Raw genomic sequence first — 17,735 nt, 5'->3', positions numbered from 1 at the left:
TTCGCCTAGGAGCCGCACGAAGTCGCTTCGTGACCTTGGACGCTGCCCGAGCACATCTCGAACAGGCGCTCGCGTTAATGAGCGAACTCGGACGCGACTTCAACCGTACGCAGATCCTTGACATGCTCGGGTCGTTCACTCCACTGTGGACGGGAAGCGGGTCGGTACTACGGCAGCCGTCCGCGACCTACACCGACGGCGAACGCCTCATCGCCGTGACGGTGTCGTTTGAGCCGGGCGGCCGTGCTCGTCTGAGCCTGGCCGGATCACTTCGGCACGTGGATGGTCATGTTGTTGTGTCCGCCGACCTGCACTCCGGTGCAGTTCGTGACAGTGACGTCGTATTTGCCCATCGCCGTGCCCGTGGGATCGACCAGTCCCAGCACCTGTCGGGCCGCGTTGAGCAACTCCGGGTGCGTCGCCACGCCGGCTTCGGTCAATGCGGCCAGAAGCTCGTGACGGTGGGTCTCCGGATCTGCCAGCTGGCCCTCGACCGTGGCTTGGTCACTGTCCGGCTGGTGTCGCCGCAGCACCTTTCCTGCCAATGACTTGAGCCCGCTGTAGGAGTCTTTGACCGCCGTGGTCGCGGTTTCCGACACCCCTGCTGCGGCTCCGGCGGCAAGAGCCGCCATCACCAAATCGGCAGATTCGATCATTAAGTGCCGCCCTTCGCTCTGCGGATTTGCATCATGTTTAACGCAGAAAAACCGCTGGCGCCAACACGGATCGGCCAGAAGGGTGAACGCAGGCCGTTAGTTGTAACGTAAGGCGCCGATCGTGCGACGAGGGTGGCGACCAGCGAACAGAAATGTCGATTCTGCAACTGCCGAGGGGCGATCCGATGGAACGCGAGAGGGCGGTTGTCAGCAACTCCACCGGCGTGCAGGTCGGCGACGACAACCTCCAGGTTTTCTTCGCGGACCCGCGCAAGCGCAAGTGGTTCGTGATCATCGCTGTCTGCACGGTTCTCGTTCTTGTCGGTGTGATCGTCCTGATCAACCGCACCATCGCGCGCCCGGACCTCGAACTGTCCGCCTTCGCTGTCCAGAAACCGAGCAAGGTCGCCGCCGACAGCGTGAACGTGGCCACTGGCGAGGTCACGCCGGGGAAGGAAGTCGACGCCACGGCGATCGACGTCACCTTGAAGAACAACGGCACCGCACCCGCCTTGCTGACCGCCGTGATCGTCAAGGTGAAGCACGCCGACACGCTGCAGGACTGCCGCATGATGGGCGGCGAGGCGAGGATCTCCGCCGCGTACACGATCAGACTGCCGGAACCGGTGTCGGGTGAAGATGTGCCGTCCGTTCCGTTCGAGATGAGGAAGGACATCAGGTTCGAGGTGCGTGGCGGAACTGTTGATCGCTTCGCCCTCACGATCGGCCCGTCATTGCAGGCGGCGTCGAACTCGACACCGTGGCTCATCGTCGGCGATGTCGAGCTCGTGCGGGATGATGGCAAGGTTCTTCCAGTCGGTACCGCGGCGGTTGTAACAGAGGCGGGCGAGGGGCTGACCAACCTGTCGACTGCTCCGGTGGAGGAGATGGAGTGCATCGCAGAGAATGCCCGCAAGATCGATGAGGTGTTCGAGATACCGGCGGTCCGAACTGGTGAGCTGGACGAGCTTCGGAGCCGCTATTCGAAGCTTTCCAAGGCTTCAAAGGCTGGCTCCCGAGAGGCCTGCGGTGGACAGGTTGAAGCCGCTGTGTCAAAGGTTTGTGCCTTGTTGGGTGGCGACGTTTTCCAGGTCAGCGTTGACCTTGCTACACCGCCGACGTCCGGCGTCACTGGAATGGTCCTTCGGATGCGCGATGAAAGTGGTGCGTTCGCGTACGAGTGGTTGTTCAACTACAAGAAGGACCGTTCCGGGAAGCTGGGCTGGCAGTTCGACAGTCGGGGGTACGCGATGATGTATCCCGAAGTGGAAAAGAGCCGAACTGGCGGCACCCGGCTCGTCCTCACCACGATGCCCAGCGTCGACATGTTGCTCGCCGACAAAGCGCTGCTAACCGCGGAGCGGACGAGCCTGCCTGGCACCGCCGCGGTCGCCTACCCAGAGACTCTGGTCATTCCGAAAGTGACCTGACCAACCAGGCCGCCGGTCACCTCGAGCAACGCCGCGACGACGCTGCTGGCGGTGGTCGATGCCGTGAGCTCGCTAGACGCTCGAGGTCACCGGGCTGCCCGAATCTGGTGATACGGAGGGTGTGCGGGTGGTGCGCAGAGCTGCAGGTCACCGGTGATGTCCCCGAGCAGCGGTGTCTGCCACTTGATGCGGGCCCGGGTTGCCAGCGCGGCCAGGGCGAGCAGCAGTGACCCGAAGGCGCGGCCGGCCATGGCTATCGCGAGGCGGCCAACAGATACCAGTCGTCGGCCCACACGGGCTTTGCGGATCGCCGCACCGATACGCTGCGGATCAACCTGGCTTCGCCCGACGCTGACCGCCATCGAGAATCCATGACCGCCACCGGAGAACAGCCCGCCTCCTCACTGAGTCACCATGACGGGGACGCCGCCCAGCAACCTCACAGCCACACCGCCCACGATGCGAACGAGCTGGCTGACACGGCAATCCAGCCGCAGCACATCGAGGAGCTGATCCCCGACGCTGTAGCCGATCGTGCCGAGTACCGCCTCCGCCTGACCCACTACACCGAGCGGCAGTTCCTGCCGGACTGCCTCACCGGTCCTGAGATGCCCTGCGCCTACGATCCTACGGGCGAGCACATGACCATCTCGGATTGGTGGCAGCCCGGCCTGCCGCCCACCGCATCGGTGGAGGAGTGGTTCGCACACTTCTTGTCCATGGTTCTCCAGGACTTCGTCCACGAAGTCCTGGAGTTCCTCAAGCTGGACGGCCGCCCCTATCTCGACCCGCACGACGAGCACGGCGGTATGCGGCAGGACGTCCTCGACGCGGTCGAACAGTGCGCTCAAACCCTGGGCACGCTTTCCAGCCCCCGGTCACGTGCACGCGATCACCGCGCTGAAGGTCACGATGCCGACTGCAGCCCCGCCACCGTGGTGCGCCTGAGCCCGTTCGACGTAGCGGCGAGCCGCGCCACTTACCACCTGGCTTTCGACGCCGATCCCGCGGCACCACCTTTCCGGACCACGACGTCGGCCTCCAAGAACATGGATCAGGGACGGCGGGTGCCACTGGTGTCGAGCCCCGCTGAGCCACTGTCTGAACCGGAGGTGGAACAGCTGATGGGGCGGTGCCTGCTCGTGGCTCTGCTGCGCGGGATCCCAGAGGTGCTCCAGCAGTACCGTGTCGACGGGCGGGCCTACCTGCATCCTGGTGGCCCACACCGCGGCCGCATCATCAGCGAAATCCACGCCCTGGCCGAAAGGCTCAACGACCTGCGCGAGATGCCGCGTCCGGTGGCGTCGTCGTAGCGAAGCTCGGCGTGACCGCGGCGGTCGGCACCATCCCGTCGGGATTGGTGTGTGACGGCTGCGCTCAGTCGCTGGTGCGTAGCTGTCGGTCGTGGACGCCGCCGGAATCTGCGGCCGAAACGGGCCGACGGCTGTGCGGGCACTGCCGCCGGCTGGACATGAACGAGCTGCGCCGCTACTGGGACGTGGCTCGTCTACGACGGCTGCACGTGAACCGCGTCCTGGTGCACGCAGCACACGCCGACTGGATGGCGGCGGTGCCGCTGGTGCTGGAGTACTCGCCGCTGACCGCCAGCTAGGACTCCCATCGACTGTGGACCGGATATCACCTGGCACAGCAGCTGCGCGAGCGGCTGCTCTCCAGCCCACCTGCGGTCACCGCGCCGGTGCCCTGCGCCGAAAGCCTGATCCTGCTGCGCATGGCTGAGGCGGTGGCTGAGCGGGAGCTCGCCCGCAGCACCGCGGTGATCCAGCCCCTCACCCTCGATCCGCCTGCGGTGGTGCTGACGCGGCTGCACGCCGCGACCGAGGCCACGCAGCAGCAGGGCCGATGCGAGGCCGCACAGCGTTTCCCCGCCGACTGCCGACCGGACAACGGCGTCGAGGCCATGTGGGCCGCCACAGCGAGGCAGTAGCGCCAGCACCACTGCGGCCCCGGCTGGCTGCGGCTGCACGCCGCGCTCGGTCCACGGTCAGCCCTGCTCGTCGTGCGGCACATCTGGCGTGGTGATCCAGCGGAGTCCGACTTCGACCTCGGAGACCCCGACCGCCTCGGCGTGTTGCTGGGCCTGCCTGTGGCACTGCTGGGCGGCCTCGGCGTCACCGCTGGTGGTGTGGATGTCGGCGAGGCTGATGCAGGCACGGGCCTGCTGGTAGCGGTCGCCGATGGTCTGGGCCACCTCCAGCCCCGCGCGGTGGTAGCGCAGCGCGGTGTCCAGCTTGCCGTGGTGCTGGTGGCCCCAGCCCAAGCCAACCAGGGCTCGCGCTTCGCTGAACGGGCTGCCGGTGTGGCGAGCCAGATGCAGTGCCCGCTGCCAGTACTCCAGGGCCTGCTCCGCTCGCCCCACCGCGAGTGCGCCCAGGCCGATTCCGTTGAGCGCGTGGCATTCCACCTCCTGATCCTTGGCCAGCCGCGCCAGCAGCACGGCTTCCTCGTGGTGGGCCAGTCCGCTGTGGGGCTGGCGGCGCCAGTGGGCGATGTAGCCGATGCCGGTGCGGGCGTAGGCCTGGATCGAGTGATCCCCGATCCGCGTGCCGACATCCAGCCCTGCCTCGAAGCACCGCAGCGCCTGCTCGAAATCGCGTAGCCGCCAGTAGGCGAAGCCCAGCCCGTTGTGGGCGCGGCCGAGGCTGCGGTTATCACCGATCTCCCCTGCGGCGTGGAGGGCACGTCGGTAGATGGGGATGGAGCCGGCGAAGTTTCCTTGCCGCCACAGACTCAGGGCGAGCAGGGTGAGCACCGGCGCGTCCACCGTGGACTCTGCGAGGGTCAGGGCTTTGCGGCCCAGGGCCAGTGCTTGTTCGTAGTGCCCGCGGTCGTCGAGGTATTGCTGGATGGCGATGGCCAGCCCTGCCGCTGGTGGTGACCAGCCTCGGCTGATGGCCATCTCGGCTGCCGCGATAAGGGTGGAGCGCTCGGCGTCCATCCAAGCCAGTGCCTCACCGGTGGCCGTCTTCTCGGTGACCTCGCGCAGATAGTGCTCACACAGCTGCCGGAGCACGGCCGCGAGGTCGGCGCCCGGGTGCTCGGTGCCGGCGCGTTCGACGGCGTCGAGGCGGACGAGGTCGTGCACCCGGTAGCGGCCAGGCTGGTGTTCCTGGACCAGGTGCACCCGGCTGAGCTGGCCCAGAACGTGGCGGGTGGCGCGCGGGGGCGCACCGGCGAGCACCGCGGCGGCGGGCAGGCCGATGTCCGGGCCCGGGGCGAGGGCGAGCAGTCCGGCCAGGCGGGCGGCCTCTGGGCTCAGCGTCTGGTAGGTGGCGGCCACGACGGTGCGCAGGCTGGTGGTGATCTCGCCGGTGTCGAGCACGTCGAGCCGGTCGGCGTCCTCGCGGAGTTCCCCGGCCAGCGCGGTGAGGGAGAACTGGGGGTGGGTCGCGGCGCGGGCGGCCACGATCGCCAAAGCCAGCGGCCACCGGGCGCACCGGGTGACGATCGCCTCGAGGGCTTCTGTTTCGGCTCGGGCGCGGTCGGTTCCGGCGTGCAGTGCCAGAAACTCCCGCGCCTCGGCCCGGGTGAAGACCTCCAGCACGAGGGGCTGCGCGCCGGAGGTGGCCAGCAGCCCGTCCAGCCTGTGCCGGCTGGTGATCAGGACGGTGCAGTGCGGAGTGCCGGGCAGCAGCGGGGCGACCTGATCGCTGTCGCGGGCGTTGTCGAGCACCAGCAGCATGCGCCGCCTCGCCAGCAGGCTGCGCAGCAACGCCGCCTGGTCCTGCTCGCGCGGTGGCAACGCCGAGGGCGGCACGCCGAGTGCGGCCAGAAACCCGGTGACCGCGGCCGCAGGAGGCAACGGCGGAACCAGCGGGCTGTAGCCGCGCAGATCCACATACAACTGCCCGTCCGGGAACTGCTGCAGGTGGGCTTGGGCCCACTGCAAGACCAGGGAGGTCTTGCCGATCCCACCCGGCCCGCAGACCGCCACGACCGCGCCGCGGCCCGCCAGCTCGCTGAGCCGGGCCAGTTCCTGCCCGCGACCGGTGAACCCGCGCACCGGCAGGGGCAGTTGGCTGGGCGGCACCGCCGGGCGGGCGGGGGTGGTGAGTGCGGCATCGGAGCTGAGGATGCGCTCGTGCAGGGTGCGCAGCCCCGGGCCCGGTTCCACCCCGAGCTGGGTGATGAGCTCGGAGCGGGTCTGCTGGTAGTGCTGCAGCGCCTCGGCCTGCCGGCCGCTGCGGTAGAGGGCGAGCATGAGCAGTTCACGCAGGCGTTCCCGCAGCGGATGTTCGGCGACCAGGCCGGTCAGCTCGGCCACCATCTCGGCGTCACGGCCGTGGTTGATCGCGGCTTCGGCGCGCAGTTCCAGCGCGAGCAGGCGGTTGTGGAGCCAGCGCTGACGCTGGGAGTGAAAGTACGGGCTGTCCAGGCCGGGCAAGGGCCGCCCGCGCCACAGCTGTAGCGCGGCCTCGGCGGCGTGCTCGGCGGCGGTGTGGTCACCGTCGGCCCAGCCGAGGGTGCGCTCAGGCAGGTCGCGCGGCAGGGTCAGGAAAGCGGCGACGCGGTCAGCTTTCGCCAAGCATCCGGCGGTGCTCCTCCATCACGGTCACGGTGCTGTCCGCCGCCTCCCTCCCGCTGGGCTCGGTGTCGCCGGGTTCGTCCTCGGTGATCTCCCAGCGCAGACGGAGCAGGGCGAGCGGGCTCAGGCCGAGCCGGTCGGACCACTGGCGGGCCTCGGCGGCGGACTTGAGGTGCTTTGCTTCGGCGGCGGCGACCAGGCGCACGTACAGCGCGGGCTCGACCAGCCAGTCCAACCGTTCCCAGGCCACGGCCTGCGGGGTCCGCCAGAGCGTGGTCCACAGCGCGGATTCACGCTCAGCGAAGGCGGGGTCGTCGTTGACCGGCAGGGGCCAGGCAGGCGCCTGCCCGGTTCGGCCGCTGGCGGGTAGGCGGGTCATCGACACAGTGGCGTTGCGCCGACGACGCTTGCTGGGGTGCTTGGCGGCAGACCCATCCCGGCCACGAACCACCTCCCACCTGTGACTGCTCAGGTCGCTGGTGCTGGTGCGTATGAGCTGGCAGCATCGGGAAAGGGGACACAGCGGAGCCGTAAACTTTACGCGTAAACGTTACGGCTGCCGGGCAGGTTGCCTGTCGTTCCTGGGTTCCTTCCCCCTCCACCTGATGCTCGGGTTGAAGGGGATAGCTGATGTTGGCTTGGCTGCTCGGCGGCTTCGCCGTGGTCGTGATCGCGGCGGTTGGTGCCGCGGCTGGTGTAGCGGTGCTCTGCCCCGATAAGGAGAAGCGGGCCGACGCCTACCGCGTCCTCAAGCTGATGCTGGCCACCGCCACCGGGGCGGGCGGTGTGTTCGCGGTCGGATACCGGCTAGCCGAACTGGGCGTTCTGTAGCCGAGAACCCAGACCCGTACACGGCCCGAGCGCCAGCAACTATCCGGTAGCGATGCACCGGGAAGGGGAGTCACCCCCACCGGCAGGCGTTCAACCAGTCAGGCCGGGGTGTGGGGCAGCGGGCGGCGTGAGCTGGCGTTAGCCGCCGACGGCCCTCGCCGCCGCACCCTCTGTCGCCGACTTGACTCCATGGCAGGTTGCACACACCCCTTGATGGTTGTCGCCGGGTTGAACGTGGTCGACCTCGGTTGCTCGGGCGCTGGCGCAGATCCGGCAGACGAGGTCACGAGCCAGCACGGCCGCACGCCGCCTGCGCCAATCGGGTGGCGCCGAGCGTTCCGTGCAGACACTCGCCACGCCCCGGCGGCAGAATTACCGGCGACTTGCCCCTCTATCAGCGAATGCAGGTGAGAGTGTCTTCCTGGTGTCTGTCATGATTCTTTCTGTTTCTGACATGACAGAAACCGGATAGCCCCTGACGCAGTGTTCACTATGGGCCATGAGTTTCTGGCGTCAAAACGGGCGTTTTTGACAACTCAACACCTGCGCCGATGTCATCCCCGATGAGTCTCGATGGGCGAACGTGAGTCCAGTGGACAAACTTAACCCAGCCAACTTGTCACTTAAACGTCAACGCATCCGGGCAGTTCGGGGACGCCCTTGGTTGGCGAAGTGTCGAACAGGCGGCATGCGCCCCTCGCCCCTCGAAAACCTTGTTCGCTAAGTTGACCAGGTACTACGCGGCAAAACTGATTACTAACCTTTCCGGAATTGGCTTTGTCGTGACCGACCTCGAAATACATCTTTACGTATTTCTGTACACATGTCCCGGCAGCTGAAGATCGCGGTTGACTCATTCGTGAGCCAGGCCCTTGCGTCGACGAAGTTACTCAGGATTGGAGGCGTTCAGGCACTCGGAAGAGGGGGGCGAACTTCTGGAAACCTGAGATGCACTGGATTAGACAACATCTAGTGGCGTGCTCTACCCTCCCCCTCCAACAGTGCCCCACCAAGGTGGCAGCTGCGGTTCATGCGAGGCGAAGGAGTAAGCGGGATGGCATCCCGTCGTGCCCGAAAAAAGCCATCCGCCAGGCTGGTGTCGGCCGAGCGCGCTGAGCCTGCTCCGGCTGAGTCGCTGTCCTGGACAGCCAGAACCAGTAAGCGGGCCAAGGAGCTGGATACGGCCATTCGGCTCTTCTGCAAGTGGGCGATGTTGATTGCGGGAACGATCGCGGGGGTCGTCCTGACGCTCGAGGTCCTGTGGCAGTAGACGGCTTCTTGCGGGACGATCACGAGCTTGCAGTAGGCGGGCCTGCTGGTAGCTCCGGTAGCTCGGGTTTGAGCAGTGGAGCTGCGTCCAGTGCGGGTTCCCACGTCGCCAGCTGTTCCGACTGCGGAACCTCAACCCGGTGCCCGGCCGCCAGATCGTGCAGCACGCGCAGCAGCAGCTCCACCCCGAGCGAGGCCAGCTGTTCGCGCCAAAGGTTCTCCGCAGTCGCACCCGGCGGGACGAAGACGTGTTCCTGGGCGGCAACCGGTCCGGCGTCGACCCGGTCGGTGAGGTGGTAGACGGTGCCGCCGGTGACTTTTTCGCCGTCGCGGATGGTCCAGCGGATGGCGTCGCGGCCGCGGTGCAGTGGCGGCAGGCTGGGGTGGTAGCGGATCGCGGCCACCTGGGCGCGGGCCCGGGTGGCGCGGCCGATGAAGGCGTGGGAGTGCGCGGCCACGATGACCGCGGTGTCCTCGGGAACGTGGCGGGCCCGCAGCTCGGCTGCCGGTGTCCACGGGGTGTGGCGGGGGTAGGACCAGGACCGCAGCCGGTCCCGATGCAACGGGTTATCCGGGTCCTGGCCGGGCTTGCGGGTTGGGTGAGGCGGTGCCGGGGATGCGGTGGCCGGCGGCGGCCGCTGCTTTCGCCCTGACGCCGAACACGCCGCGGCCGGAGAGGTAGATGTTCAGCAGGCCGCCTCTCCGTAGTAGCGAAATCTTTGTACGGCGCGGAAGTGGCCGCCGTAGCCGGTGCGAAGGCCGGTGCCGCGGTCGTCCAGGGTCTGGTTACTGCGCGACTTGTCGCCGCCGTAGAGGGAGGCGGAGATCTGCCGCCAGCGGCGGTCGCGGCGCAGCGCTGTGCACAGCTGGGGATGGGAGCTGTGGAACAGGGTGGTGATCCGTCGCCCCGGGCAGCACGCCGCCGCCGGTGCAGCTGGGCGATGTGGTCGAGGAAGCGCACGCTCAGACCAGCACCTTGCCATTCGGGCATGACGACCAGTCGGGAGCCGCGGGCCTCCATGGCGTAGGTGCGGTTGCCGTGCGGGCCGATGGCCATGCTCTTGGTGGAACCCTGAGGTGGGCAACCGGTTCGTCGTTGACGAAGGCGACGTAGACCTTGGCAGCGACCACAGTCGGTACAACACGCAGGTCTCGGGCTTCACACTCGGCAGGATGTCTCGACGACGCTGACCTTGTTGTGCTGACCGCTGCCGCGTTCGGGCTGGCGCAGGTCAGTCTGCGGAGATGTCGGTAGCCACCTTGGTGAAGGCATCGTCCTCAAAGCACCGGGCGAGACTGCCTGATGTCCCAGCCAGCCCTTCAAGGACGTACCACTCGAGGGCCTCCCGTTCCACCGTCGCCAGTACAGGAAGCGTGCCGATCGCGTCCTCATGGAGCAGCGTGTTCAGGTCCGCGGAAACGAAGGACGCCCCGAACAGGGAGTCGCAGGCGGTACAGCCGTTGGACAGGTAGCTATCGCTCGCTGTTCGGCTGAACCGGACCTTGATCGTCTCAGCCTGTGGATGCGCTGCGATCTGCAACAACTCCCGGGCATAGGCGAGGGAGAGCTCCTCGTCGGTGATCACCAACCCGTAGCCTGGGGTGCCGATGTAGCAGTCATGGTGGATGACCACGACCGCCATGTCGTCGCTTTTGCAGCGCCAGCATTGGATGGGCATGCCTCGCACGACGAGTGGCGCACGCTGAACTCGCGCGCGTCGCATGATCTCCTGGCTTGGCAGCTTCTTTTCGTTCACGCCCGCCTTACCTTCCTCGAAGGCCCGAAGAGGTACCACAGCGGAGCAGGTGTTGCGTTCAGAACGGGCGCACCTATACCTCATCTACCGAACAGGTGCACATCAGCGTCCCCAACGGCGGACACACCTTCGGTCAGGCCGGGAGGCAGGGACCGGGACTGCCGGGCCTCGGCCGCCCGGTGCCGCACCAGCCACGCCCGCAGTCCCGGCGGGCCGCGGCGGACACCGTCAGGACCGGTACACCCCGTCGTCGACGAACACCGTGAGCACCTCGATGTCCTGCTCGATGCCGACGGACATAGCCACGGCACAAGCGCCCTCGCGTTCTTCCAGCAGACGGGCGCGGCCGACGCCAACTGCCTGCGCTGCTCTTCGCTCACCCGAGCGAAACATCCCAGCGCCCTGATGCACCACGGCTGCCCCCAGCGGCCGCGGGATCAAGGCGGGAACCGGCCCCCAGGTCAGATGGCTCAGTGCGCCCTACTGCCGGCCGTTGGCCCGCCGCTCGGGAGCACAGCCTGCGGGCGTCGGCGCTAAAGATCGTCACGGACGCCGCCGCGACGATCCGTCACGGTCTGACTGCGCTGACCGTGACAGCTGCCAGACCGCGATCCCGGCCCGGGTTCCGCAGCGACACGTGGGCACAGATTCCCGCTGCGCCACCAGCGCTGCATCGGCCACCACGACGCCCTTCTCCACCGAGTGGGCTTGCGATCACCAGCCGACCGCAGGCCCGCACCGGCCCTTCGGAACTAGTGAGGATCGCAACGTCCAGCCAGCGCCGCGAGGCGACCGCGTGCCAGTCACAGCACCGGCTCTCCAGAACCGGTGCGGATCGCAACTCCAGATCCGATCCCTCCGGACCATCAGACTCCCGGACAAGCACCGGCCGTCCAGGACTGGTGAGATGGCAGCTGACCTGGAGCTATCCAGATTTGTCAGGGGCTGGCTCTACGGTCCCGGCGTCGAGAGTGGTCGAGCTGTAGGAGAAGCAGCGGATGTGGGCGCATAGCCCGGATAGTCCGGGTAGTGGCTGGCATGGCCTGGCCGACCATCTCCGTTCAACCGCGCGGTGGGCCAGGTGCTTCGCTGAGGGCTTCTGCGCAGGCGACCTGGCCTACGCGCTGGGGCTGTTCCATGACGCGGGCAAGGCTGGGCGGGCGTGGCAGGCCAAGCTGGCTTTGGTGGCCGGCACGTCCAGGCCGGTGGGCATCGACCATAAGGAACTCGGTGCCCGGCTGCTGGCCCAAACCGCGGACGTGTGCGCGATGGCGGTTCTGGGTCACCACGGTGGTCTCCGCGACTGCACCACTATCCAGGACAAGGTTGAGCGGGCCGAGCAGCCGGATGAACCCGAGACCACGCGGCGGTTCCTCGCCGAGGTGCCCGAAGCAGCCAAGGTCCTCAACGGCCCGTTCCTGATCCCCGAGCCGTGGTTGGCCCCTGGTGCGGAGCTGTTGCTGGAGATGGGCATCCGGATGGTGTTCTCCGCGCTGGTCGATGCCGATCATCTCGACACCGGCGCGTACCGGCGCGGTCTGGGCGGCCCGCAGATCGCTCCGTCAGCGGACTGGAAGGTGCTGCTGGAGCGCTTCGACCGCAACCGTGCGGAGATGATCGCGGGCCAGGCCGCCTCGCCGGTGGCAGGGGTGCGCGCCGAGCTCTACGACGCCGCAGTCGCGGCAGCACAAGGGAAACCCGGTGTCTACCGGATGGCTGCTCCCACCGGTTCGGGCAAGACCCTCGCCAGCGGGGCCTTCGCCCTGCACCATGCGGCCCGGCACGGCAAGTCCCGGGTGATCGTCGCGGTGCCCTTCATGACGGTCACCGAGCAGAACGCGGCGGTCTACCGATCCCTGCTCGACGACGAGGACGACCCGGTCGTGCTGGAGCACCACTCCTCGGTGTCCTTCGAGAAGAGCGGCAAGGAACTGACGGCCGAACAGGCCGATGCGGGCGAGCGGTGGGCCAAGCTGGCTGCGGAGAACTGGGACGCCCCGTTCGTGGTGACCACCACCGTGCAGTTGTTCGACTCCCTGTTCGCCCGCAAACCCTCTCGGATGCGCAAGCTGCACCGGCTGAGCAACGCCGTGCTGGTGCTCGACGAGGTCCAAGCCCTGCCGAAGCCGTTGCTGCTGCCGATCCTGAGCGCGCTGCGCACCTTGGTCGAGCACTTCGGCCTCACCGTGCTGCTCACCTCGGCAACCCAGCCGACCTTCGAACGCCTCTCCGTCTGGGACGATCTACAGATCCACGAGGTGGTCCGGGAACCGGCCCGGATGTTCGCCCAGACGCAGCGGGTGGACTTCCGGTGGTGGCTGGATCCCAAGCCGTCCTGGGCCGACGTGGTCGCCGCCGTCGCGGTCGAGCAGCAGTCCCTGGTCGTGGTCAACACCGTCCGCGACGCCCGCACCGTCTTCCACATGCTCCACAAAGCCACCGGCCAGACACCGCTGCACCTGTCGACCCGGATGTGCCCACGCCACCGGCTGGAGGTGTTGGCGAAGACGACCCGGCGCCTGAAGACGGGAAAGCCGGTGACCGTGGTGGCCACACCGCTCGTGGAAGCAGGAGTAGACGTCGATTTCCCGGTGGTGTTCCGGGCGTTGGCACCGGCTGAGTCCCTGTTGCAGGCCGCCGGCCGCGCCAACCGGGAAGGGCATCTCCGCCGCGGGCGGGTAGTGATCTTCGACCCTGTCGAGGGAGGGCAGCCCCGGGACTACCGGACCGCAACCGGCAGCACCCGGCTCCATTTCGGAAGGGCGCCGCTGGCCGATCCGGACAACTTGGAGGCCCTCCAGCGCTACTTCGAGGACCTCTACCTCACCCTGGGGTTGGACAACGAAGCCGGAGCTGACTGGTCTGCCGCACCCCGCGGACAGGTCATCCAGCGCAACCGAAGGCACTTGGACTTCCTCGCAGTCGCCGATGGCCCGGAGAAGGACGCCGGCCGGAGTGCGCGCCGAGATCGATCCCTGGCCTTCCGCATGATCGACGACGACAGCATCAGCGTCGCCATCACCAGCTGGAAGTCCAGCGAGACTGTGAGACAACGCCTCGATGACCTTCGCGACCCCGGCCGTCCCCAGCGGGACACCCTCCGCCAGCTTCAGCCCTGGACTGTGTCCCTTCGCGCCGACCTGGCCAGCCGCGCGGACATCGTCCCGCTGCTGAGCCCCGTCATCGGTGACCTCTACGAGTGGCGTGGCGCCTACGACCCAGACCTTGGCCTGGACGAGGAAAGCTTCGGCGAGGGTTTTGTGATCTAGCGATGGGCAAAAGGCCAGTAGGTGTGAGGTGTCAGGCACTGACGTGGCCGACACGAGCTGCGGCAGTCAAGATGTCCGCAGCGCTGGCAGTCATGCCTGCCGAGGATCGCAACATCTGTGTGGTCGTTGTAGAGATCACCGCAGGTCAGCCGGGGGCGGTTCGACGTCCGCTCCCGGCTGGGCGATCTGCTCGCCGCGAAGCCCGCTCACGCCCCACTAGGCCGTTCAGGTAGCCCAGCCTCTCGGTCGAGTGAAACCACGCCGATCAGCTTCGAAACAACTACCAATCAGATGAACATGGACTCATGAGATCAGAGTTCACTGGTGCGGCCAGGCCAGGGGGCCTGCCACCGGTCGTGGTGCAGGTATGGGGCGAGGGGGCGCTGTTCACCCGCCCGGAATTGAAGGTCGAACGGATGAGCTACGACGTGCCCACGCCGTCAGCTGCCGCCGGCATCCTGGAATCGATCTTCTGGAAGCCCGAGATGGCCTGGCGCGTCAGCTGCATCGAGATGCTCAAACCGATCCGCCAGTTCACCTTCCGCCGCAACGAAACCATCGACCTGCCCAGCCTGGCCGACGCCGTCACCGGGCGCAGGAAAATCGACACCGCCGCCCACCGCGTCCAGCGCAACGCGGTCTGCCTCAAGGACGTGGCCTACCGCATCCACGCCCAGGTCGAACTCCGCGACCGCGCCACCAAACCGGTCGCGGCCTACCGTGATCAGTTCCGCCGCCGCGTCACCGCCGGAAGGTGCTTCTCCCAGCCCTACCTGGGCACCAAGGAGTTCACCGCCTATTTCGGCGACCCCACCCCGGACCCGCCGATCGACCTCAGCGCCGACCTCGGCCTGATGCTGCACACCGTGGACCGCTCCACCGAGCCGTTGTCCTTCACCTGGTTTCACGCCCGCATGAGCAACGGCGTGATCGACATCCCGCTCGAAGGCATTCCCGTGCAACCGCAACCCGTCGGAGCGGTTTAATGCTCATCCAACGACTGGTCGAGTATGCCCAGCGCCGCTCACCGGCCGCACGCCCGTTCCACCGCGGCCGGGAGTTCCGGTGGCGCCTGGAACTCACTCTCGACGGACAGGCCGCCGCACCGTTGCTGCCGTTGCAATCCGCCGATGACACTCGCGGCAACCGCGGGCAGCTGCACACCGTGCCCACCGCGGTGCGCACCGTCGGGGTGGCCGCGAACCTGGCCGCCGACGACGCCCAGTACGTCCTGGGCCACGGTGACGAGACCACCAAACCGGAGCGAGTGGCCAAGTGCCACCACGCCTTCGTCGAGCTGACCCAGCGCTGGGCGCACAGCCCGCACGCACAGCACGATCCCGTCCCCGCCGCGATCGCGGCCTTCTTCCAGCGCGGCCAGATCAACCAGGTCCTGCCGGAGGAACCGGTCGCGGCCAAGGACGGAATCCTGATCACCGTCGCGGGCGAGCCGGCCTACCAGGCACCCTCGGTCGTGCCGTTCTGGACCGAGGAGGTCGGGCGCCGCAAAGGCGGCGGCCACACCGGCCTGTGCCTGGTGTGCGGCCAACATGGGCCGCTGCTGGACACCGTGCCCGGCAAGATCCCCGCCCGCTGGATCCCCGGCGCCACCAATGACGCCGCGCTGATCTCGGTCAACGAACGAGTCTTCGGCTACGACCTGACCACCGGACTCGGCCACACCCCGATCTGCATGAGCTGTGGCGATGCGCTCAACTCCGGCCTGCTCGGTGTGCTCTCCTCCCCGGACAGCGCCAGCTATGGCGGACAGGACAGCCGCATCGCCTGGTGGGCCACCAACCCCGACACAGAGGTCTCTGCGCGACTCCTGCTCAAACCCGACCCCGCACGGATCACCAAGCTGATCCAATCCGTCCACGCAGGACAAAAACCTGACCGCCGTGTCAACACCGAGAAGTTCTACTCCCTGACCGTCGGCGGCAACATCGCCCGCGTCATGGTGCGTGACTGGATCGACATGCCCCTGGCCGACCTGGACGAGCGGATCAGCCGCTGGTTCACCGACCTGGAAATCACCAGCCGCTGGGACTCCGACCTACCGCGGCCGAGTATCCGCACCCTCGCTCTGGCCACAGGGCGCTGGATCACCAAGACCAAGCGGTATGCCGAGTTCGACGCCAAGAACGCAGCCCGACCCCATACGGTGCAACGGGACCTGCTGCGCGCGGCCATCCACGGCACGCCCGTGCCCGGCTCGCTCTTGGTGCACCTACTCCACCGCATTCGCACTGACGGACACCTCGATGAGACCCGCGCCGCGCTGATCCGCCTGTCTCTGAACCGCCTGCCCTACTTGGAAGGCATCCCCATGCCTGGACTCGACGAGACCAACACCCAACCCGGCTACCTGGCCGGCCGAACCTTCGCCCTGCTCGAACGAATCCAGTACGAGGCCCACCGCCCCCGCACACCTCAGCAAACCGATCGTGCGGCCGCGGGGGAGAAGAAGACCAGCGGCCAGGTGAACACCACCTACGGCGACCGGTTCTTCGCCAGCGCTTCAGCCAACCCGCGCGCCGCCTTGGTAGCCGGACGCCGCGATGCCGTGGCATGGCTGCGCAAACTTCGTCGCACCAAACCAGCCCTGGCGAGCTTCTACGACAAGAAACTCAACGAACTGTTCGAGCTCTACGACGTCAACGACAACATCCTGCTCACCGCCAACCTGGAACAGCAGGCCCTGTTCATGCTCGGCTACCACCACCAGCGGGCCCGTCGCACAGAGGCCAAAGACCCGCTCACCGACGCCGACCCGGCCTGAGTGGCACGACCTCCGGGCATTCGCCCGGACGACACCTCGACCAGACCTCCCGCACAAGGAGACACCGCTCCGATGACCAGCAGCATCGCCACCCACCTCGACCCCACCGTCCGCCATGACATCGTCCTGCTCTTCGACGTCATCGACGGCAACCCCAACGGTGATCCCGACGCCGGCAACCGGCCCCGCATGGACGATGAATCCAACCAGGGCCTGGTCAGCGACGTGGCGATCAAACGCAAGATCCGCGACACCCTCGCGCTGGCCGCGGAAGGCGAGGAAGGGTACGGGATATTCGTTGAGGCCGGCCACGCACTCAACACGCGCCTGGAAGCCTCCTACGCCGCCCACGGCCTCAAGCTGGACAAGTCCGTCACCAGGAAAGCCGCCGAACCCGCACGGGCCTGGCTGTGCGAACGCTACGTCGACATCCGCTTGTTCGGCGGAGTGCTCTCGGTCGGCAAGACCAGCGCACTCGGTCAAATCCACGGCCCCCTCCAAGTCGGCATCGCGCGCAGCATCGACCCGATCCTGCCGATGGACCACGCGATCACCCGGGTCACCCAGACCAAACAAGAGGACATCGACAAGGGCGAAAGCACCGAGATGGGCGGAAAATGGACCGTCCCCTATGGACTGTACAAGACCACCATCGCCTACTCCGCCAACCGCGGCAAGCAAACCGGGGTCGGCTCCCGCGACCTCGAACTGCTCTTCCGCACGCTGGAGATGATGTTTGACCACGACCGCTCCGCCACCCGAGGCCAGATGACCACTCGCGGCATCTACATCTTCAGCCACGCCGACGCCTTCGGTTCCGCCCCAGCACACAAGCTCTTCGATCGCGTCGAAGTCCGGCGCAACGACCCACGCACCCCACCGCGCGCGTTCACCGACTACCAGGTTGACGTTAACGAAAACGCTATGCCCCACGGCATCACTCTCACCCGCCTTGGTGTTTGAACCGGAAACGCGGGACATGCCTGCCGAGCTCAGCATCCCGATCTCGGCGATCGAGCACCACGCCTACTGCCCCGGCAGGCTGTTCTGATCCACCAAGAAGGCTACTTCGAGTCCACTGTGGACACCGTGCGCGGCGATCTCGCGCACGCAGCATCCGCATCATCGCACAGCACCGGCCTTCGCGGGCCGGTGAGGATCGCAACTTGAGCATCTGCTCGGCCGCGACCAGGGT

At 67.2% G+C, this 17,735-nt stretch carries 16 protein-coding genes and 1 CRISPR repeat array (1 of these 17 only partly in view); of the genes, 9 read left to right on the top strand and 7 right to left on the bottom strand.

Annotated elements, in window-relative coordinates:
- Positions 1-266 precede the first annotated feature (266 nt).
- Entirely contained in the window at positions 267-656 is a 390-nt protein-coding gene (locus tag M8C13_RS06965; RefSeq protein ID WP_252479645.1) for an RIP homotypic interaction motif-containing protein, read from the bottom strand.
- Positions 657-808: 152 nt separating this feature from the next.
- Between M8C13_RS06965 and M8C13_RS06960 the strand changes: the two genes are divergently transcribed.
- The gene (locus M8C13_RS06960; RefSeq protein WP_252479644.1) at positions 809-2,086 is read left to right on the top strand and encodes a hypothetical protein; all 1,278 of its coding nucleotides are present in this window, start codon (positions 809-811) and stop codon (positions 2,084-2,086) included.
- An 86-nt stretch (positions 2,087-2,172) separates the two neighbouring features.
- On the opposite strand, the gene M8C13_RS06955 is transcribed toward M8C13_RS06960, so the two are convergent.
- The gene (locus M8C13_RS06955; protein ID WP_252479643.1) at positions 2,173-2,448 is read right to left on the bottom strand and encodes a hypothetical protein; all 276 of its coding nucleotides are present in this window, start codon (positions 2,446-2,448) and stop codon (positions 2,173-2,175) included.
- 9 nt (positions 2,449-2,457) lie between these two features.
- On the opposite strand from M8C13_RS06955, the gene M8C13_RS06950 reads away from it, so the two are divergent.
- The 3 genes from M8C13_RS06950 (at position 2,458) to M8C13_RS06940 (ending at position 4,034) form a co-directional block, all read left to right on the top strand.
- The gene (locus M8C13_RS06950; RefSeq protein ID WP_252479642.1) at positions 2,458-3,399 is read left to right on the top strand and encodes a hypothetical protein; all 942 of its coding nucleotides are present in this window, start codon (positions 2,458-2,460) and stop codon (positions 3,397-3,399) included.
- A 158-nt stretch (positions 3,400-3,557) separates the two neighbouring features.
- Positions 3,558-3,698 (top strand): hypothetical protein, encoded by a 141-nt coding sequence (locus M8C13_RS06945; protein WP_252479641.1) that lies wholly within the window; start codon positions 3,558-3,560, stop codon positions 3,696-3,698.
- A gap of 120 nt (positions 3,699-3,818) precedes the next feature.
- Entirely contained in the window at positions 3,819-4,034 is a 216-nt protein-coding gene (locus M8C13_RS06940) for a hypothetical protein (RefSeq protein ID WP_252479640.1), read from the top strand.
- Positions 4,035-4,091: 57 nt separating this feature from the next.
- Here the strand turns inward: M8C13_RS06940 and M8C13_RS06935 are convergent, their stop codons facing one another.
- Positions 4,092-6,632 carry a BTAD domain-containing putative transcriptional regulator gene (locus M8C13_RS06935; RefSeq protein WP_252479639.1) on the bottom strand — a complete coding sequence of 847 codons (2,541 nt, stop codon included), beginning with the start codon at positions 6,630-6,632 and terminating at the stop codon, positions 4,092-4,094.
- The gene (locus M8C13_RS06930; RefSeq protein WP_252479638.1) at positions 6,619-7,011 is read right to left on the bottom strand and encodes a hypothetical protein; all 393 of its coding nucleotides are present in this window, start codon (positions 7,009-7,011) and stop codon (positions 6,619-6,621) included. The genes M8C13_RS06935 and M8C13_RS06930 overlap by 14 nt, the downstream gene beginning before the upstream one ends.
- A 251-nt stretch (positions 7,012-7,262) precedes the next feature.
- On the opposite strand from M8C13_RS06930, the gene M8C13_RS06925 reads away from it, so the two are divergent.
- Positions 7,263-7,463 carry a hypothetical protein gene (locus M8C13_RS06925; RefSeq protein WP_252479637.1) on the top strand — a complete coding sequence of 67 codons (201 nt, stop codon included), beginning with the start codon at positions 7,263-7,265 and terminating at the stop codon, positions 7,461-7,463.
- 1,289 nt (positions 7,464-8,752) lie between these two features.
- On the opposite strand, the gene M8C13_RS06920 is transcribed toward M8C13_RS06925, so the two are convergent.
- The 3 genes from M8C13_RS06920 to M8C13_RS06910 form a co-directional block, all read right to left on the bottom strand.
- Positions 8,753-9,295, bottom strand: coding sequence for a formyltransferase family protein (locus M8C13_RS06920; RefSeq protein ID WP_252479636.1), 543 nt, complete (start codon positions 9,293-9,295; stop codon positions 8,753-8,755).
- A 669-nt stretch (positions 9,296-9,964) separates the two neighbouring features.
- Positions 9,965-10,489, bottom strand: a complete 525-nt coding sequence (locus M8C13_RS06915) for a hypothetical protein (protein WP_252479635.1) — start codon at positions 10,487-10,489, stop codon at positions 9,965-9,967.
- Between the two features lie 228 nt (positions 10,490-10,717).
- Positions 10,718-10,882 carry a hypothetical protein gene (locus M8C13_RS06910; protein WP_252479634.1) on the bottom strand — a complete coding sequence of 55 codons (165 nt, stop codon included), beginning with the start codon at positions 10,880-10,882 and terminating at the stop codon, positions 10,718-10,720.
- Between the two features lie 605 nt (positions 10,883-11,487).
- Between M8C13_RS06910 and cas3 the strand changes: the two genes are divergently transcribed.
- From cas3 to cas7c, 4 genes are all read left to right on the top strand, one after another.
- The gene (gene cas3 / locus M8C13_RS06905; protein WP_252479633.1) at positions 11,488-13,758 is read left to right on the top strand and encodes a CRISPR-associated helicase Cas3'; all 2,271 of its coding nucleotides are present in this window, start codon (positions 11,488-11,490) and stop codon (positions 13,756-13,758) included.
- Between the two features lie 359 nt (positions 13,759-14,117).
- A complete protein-coding gene (gene cas5c, locus M8C13_RS06900) occupies positions 14,118-14,744 on the top strand; it encodes a type I-C CRISPR-associated protein Cas5c (protein ID WP_252479632.1) in 627 nt (208 codons plus the stop codon).
- On the top strand, positions 14,744-16,540 hold the full coding sequence (gene cas8c / locus M8C13_RS06895; RefSeq protein WP_252479631.1) for a type I-C CRISPR-associated protein Cas8c/Csd1: 1,797 nt from the start codon (positions 14,744-14,746) through the stop codon (positions 16,538-16,540). The genes cas5c and cas8c overlap by 1 nt, the downstream gene beginning before the upstream one ends.
- A gap of 72 nt (positions 16,541-16,612) precedes the next feature.
- Positions 16,613-17,503, top strand: coding sequence for a type I-C CRISPR-associated protein Cas7/Csd2 (cas7c, locus tag M8C13_RS06890; protein ID WP_252479630.1), 891 nt, complete (start codon positions 16,613-16,615; stop codon positions 17,501-17,503).
- 166 nt (positions 17,504-17,669) lie between these two features.
- Positions 17,670-17,735: direct repeats of the CRISPR family, unit length 19 nt; unit sequence GGCCGGTGAGGATCGCAAC; it runs 975 nt beyond the window's last position.

The organism is Crossiella sp. SN42, assembly GCF_023897065.1.
GTDB lineage: Bacteria > Actinomycetota > Actinomycetes > Mycobacteriales > Pseudonocardiaceae > Crossiella.
Note: the sequence above shows the minus strand (reverse complement) of the source record. Positions and strands in the feature narration are given on the sequence as shown.

Coding starts and splice junctions, on each gene's coding strand:
- M8C13_RS06965 (WP_252479645.1), bottom strand. CDS start 656: ATGATCGAATCTGCCGATTTGGTGATGGCGGCTCTTGCCGCCGGAGCC.
- M8C13_RS06960 (WP_252479644.1), top strand. CDS start 809: ATGTCGATTCTGCAACTGCCGAGGGGCGATCCGATGGAACGCGAGAGG.
- M8C13_RS06955 (WP_252479643.1), bottom strand. CDS start 2,448: ATGGCGGTCAGCGTCGGGCGAAGCCAGGTTGATCCGCAGCGTATCGGT.
- M8C13_RS06950 (WP_252479642.1), top strand. CDS start 2,458: ATGACCGCCACCGGAGAACAGCCCGCCTCCTCACTGAGTCACCATGAC.
- M8C13_RS06945 (WP_252479641.1), top strand. CDS start 3,558: ATGAACGAGCTGCGCCGCTACTGGGACGTGGCTCGTCTACGACGGCTG.
- M8C13_RS06940 (WP_252479640.1), top strand. CDS start 3,819: ATGGCTGAGGCGGTGGCTGAGCGGGAGCTCGCCCGCAGCACCGCGGTG.
- M8C13_RS06930 (WP_252479638.1), bottom strand. CDS start 7,011: ATGACCCGCCTACCCGCCAGCGGCCGAACCGGGCAGGCGCCTGCCTGG.
- M8C13_RS06925 (WP_252479637.1), top strand. CDS start 7,263: ATGTTGGCTTGGCTGCTCGGCGGCTTCGCCGTGGTCGTGATCGCGGCG.
- M8C13_RS06910 (WP_252479634.1), bottom strand. CDS start 10,882: ATGTTTCGCTCGGGTGAGCGAAGAGCAGCGCAGGCAGTTGGCGTCGGC.
- cas3 (WP_252479633.1), top strand. CDS start 11,488: ATGTGGGCGCATAGCCCGGATAGTCCGGGTAGTGGCTGGCATGGCCTG.
- cas8c (WP_252479631.1), top strand. CDS start 14,744: ATGCTCATCCAACGACTGGTCGAGTATGCCCAGCGCCGCTCACCGGCC.
- cas7c (WP_252479630.1), top strand. CDS start 16,613: ATGACCAGCAGCATCGCCACCCACCTCGACCCCACCGTCCGCCATGAC.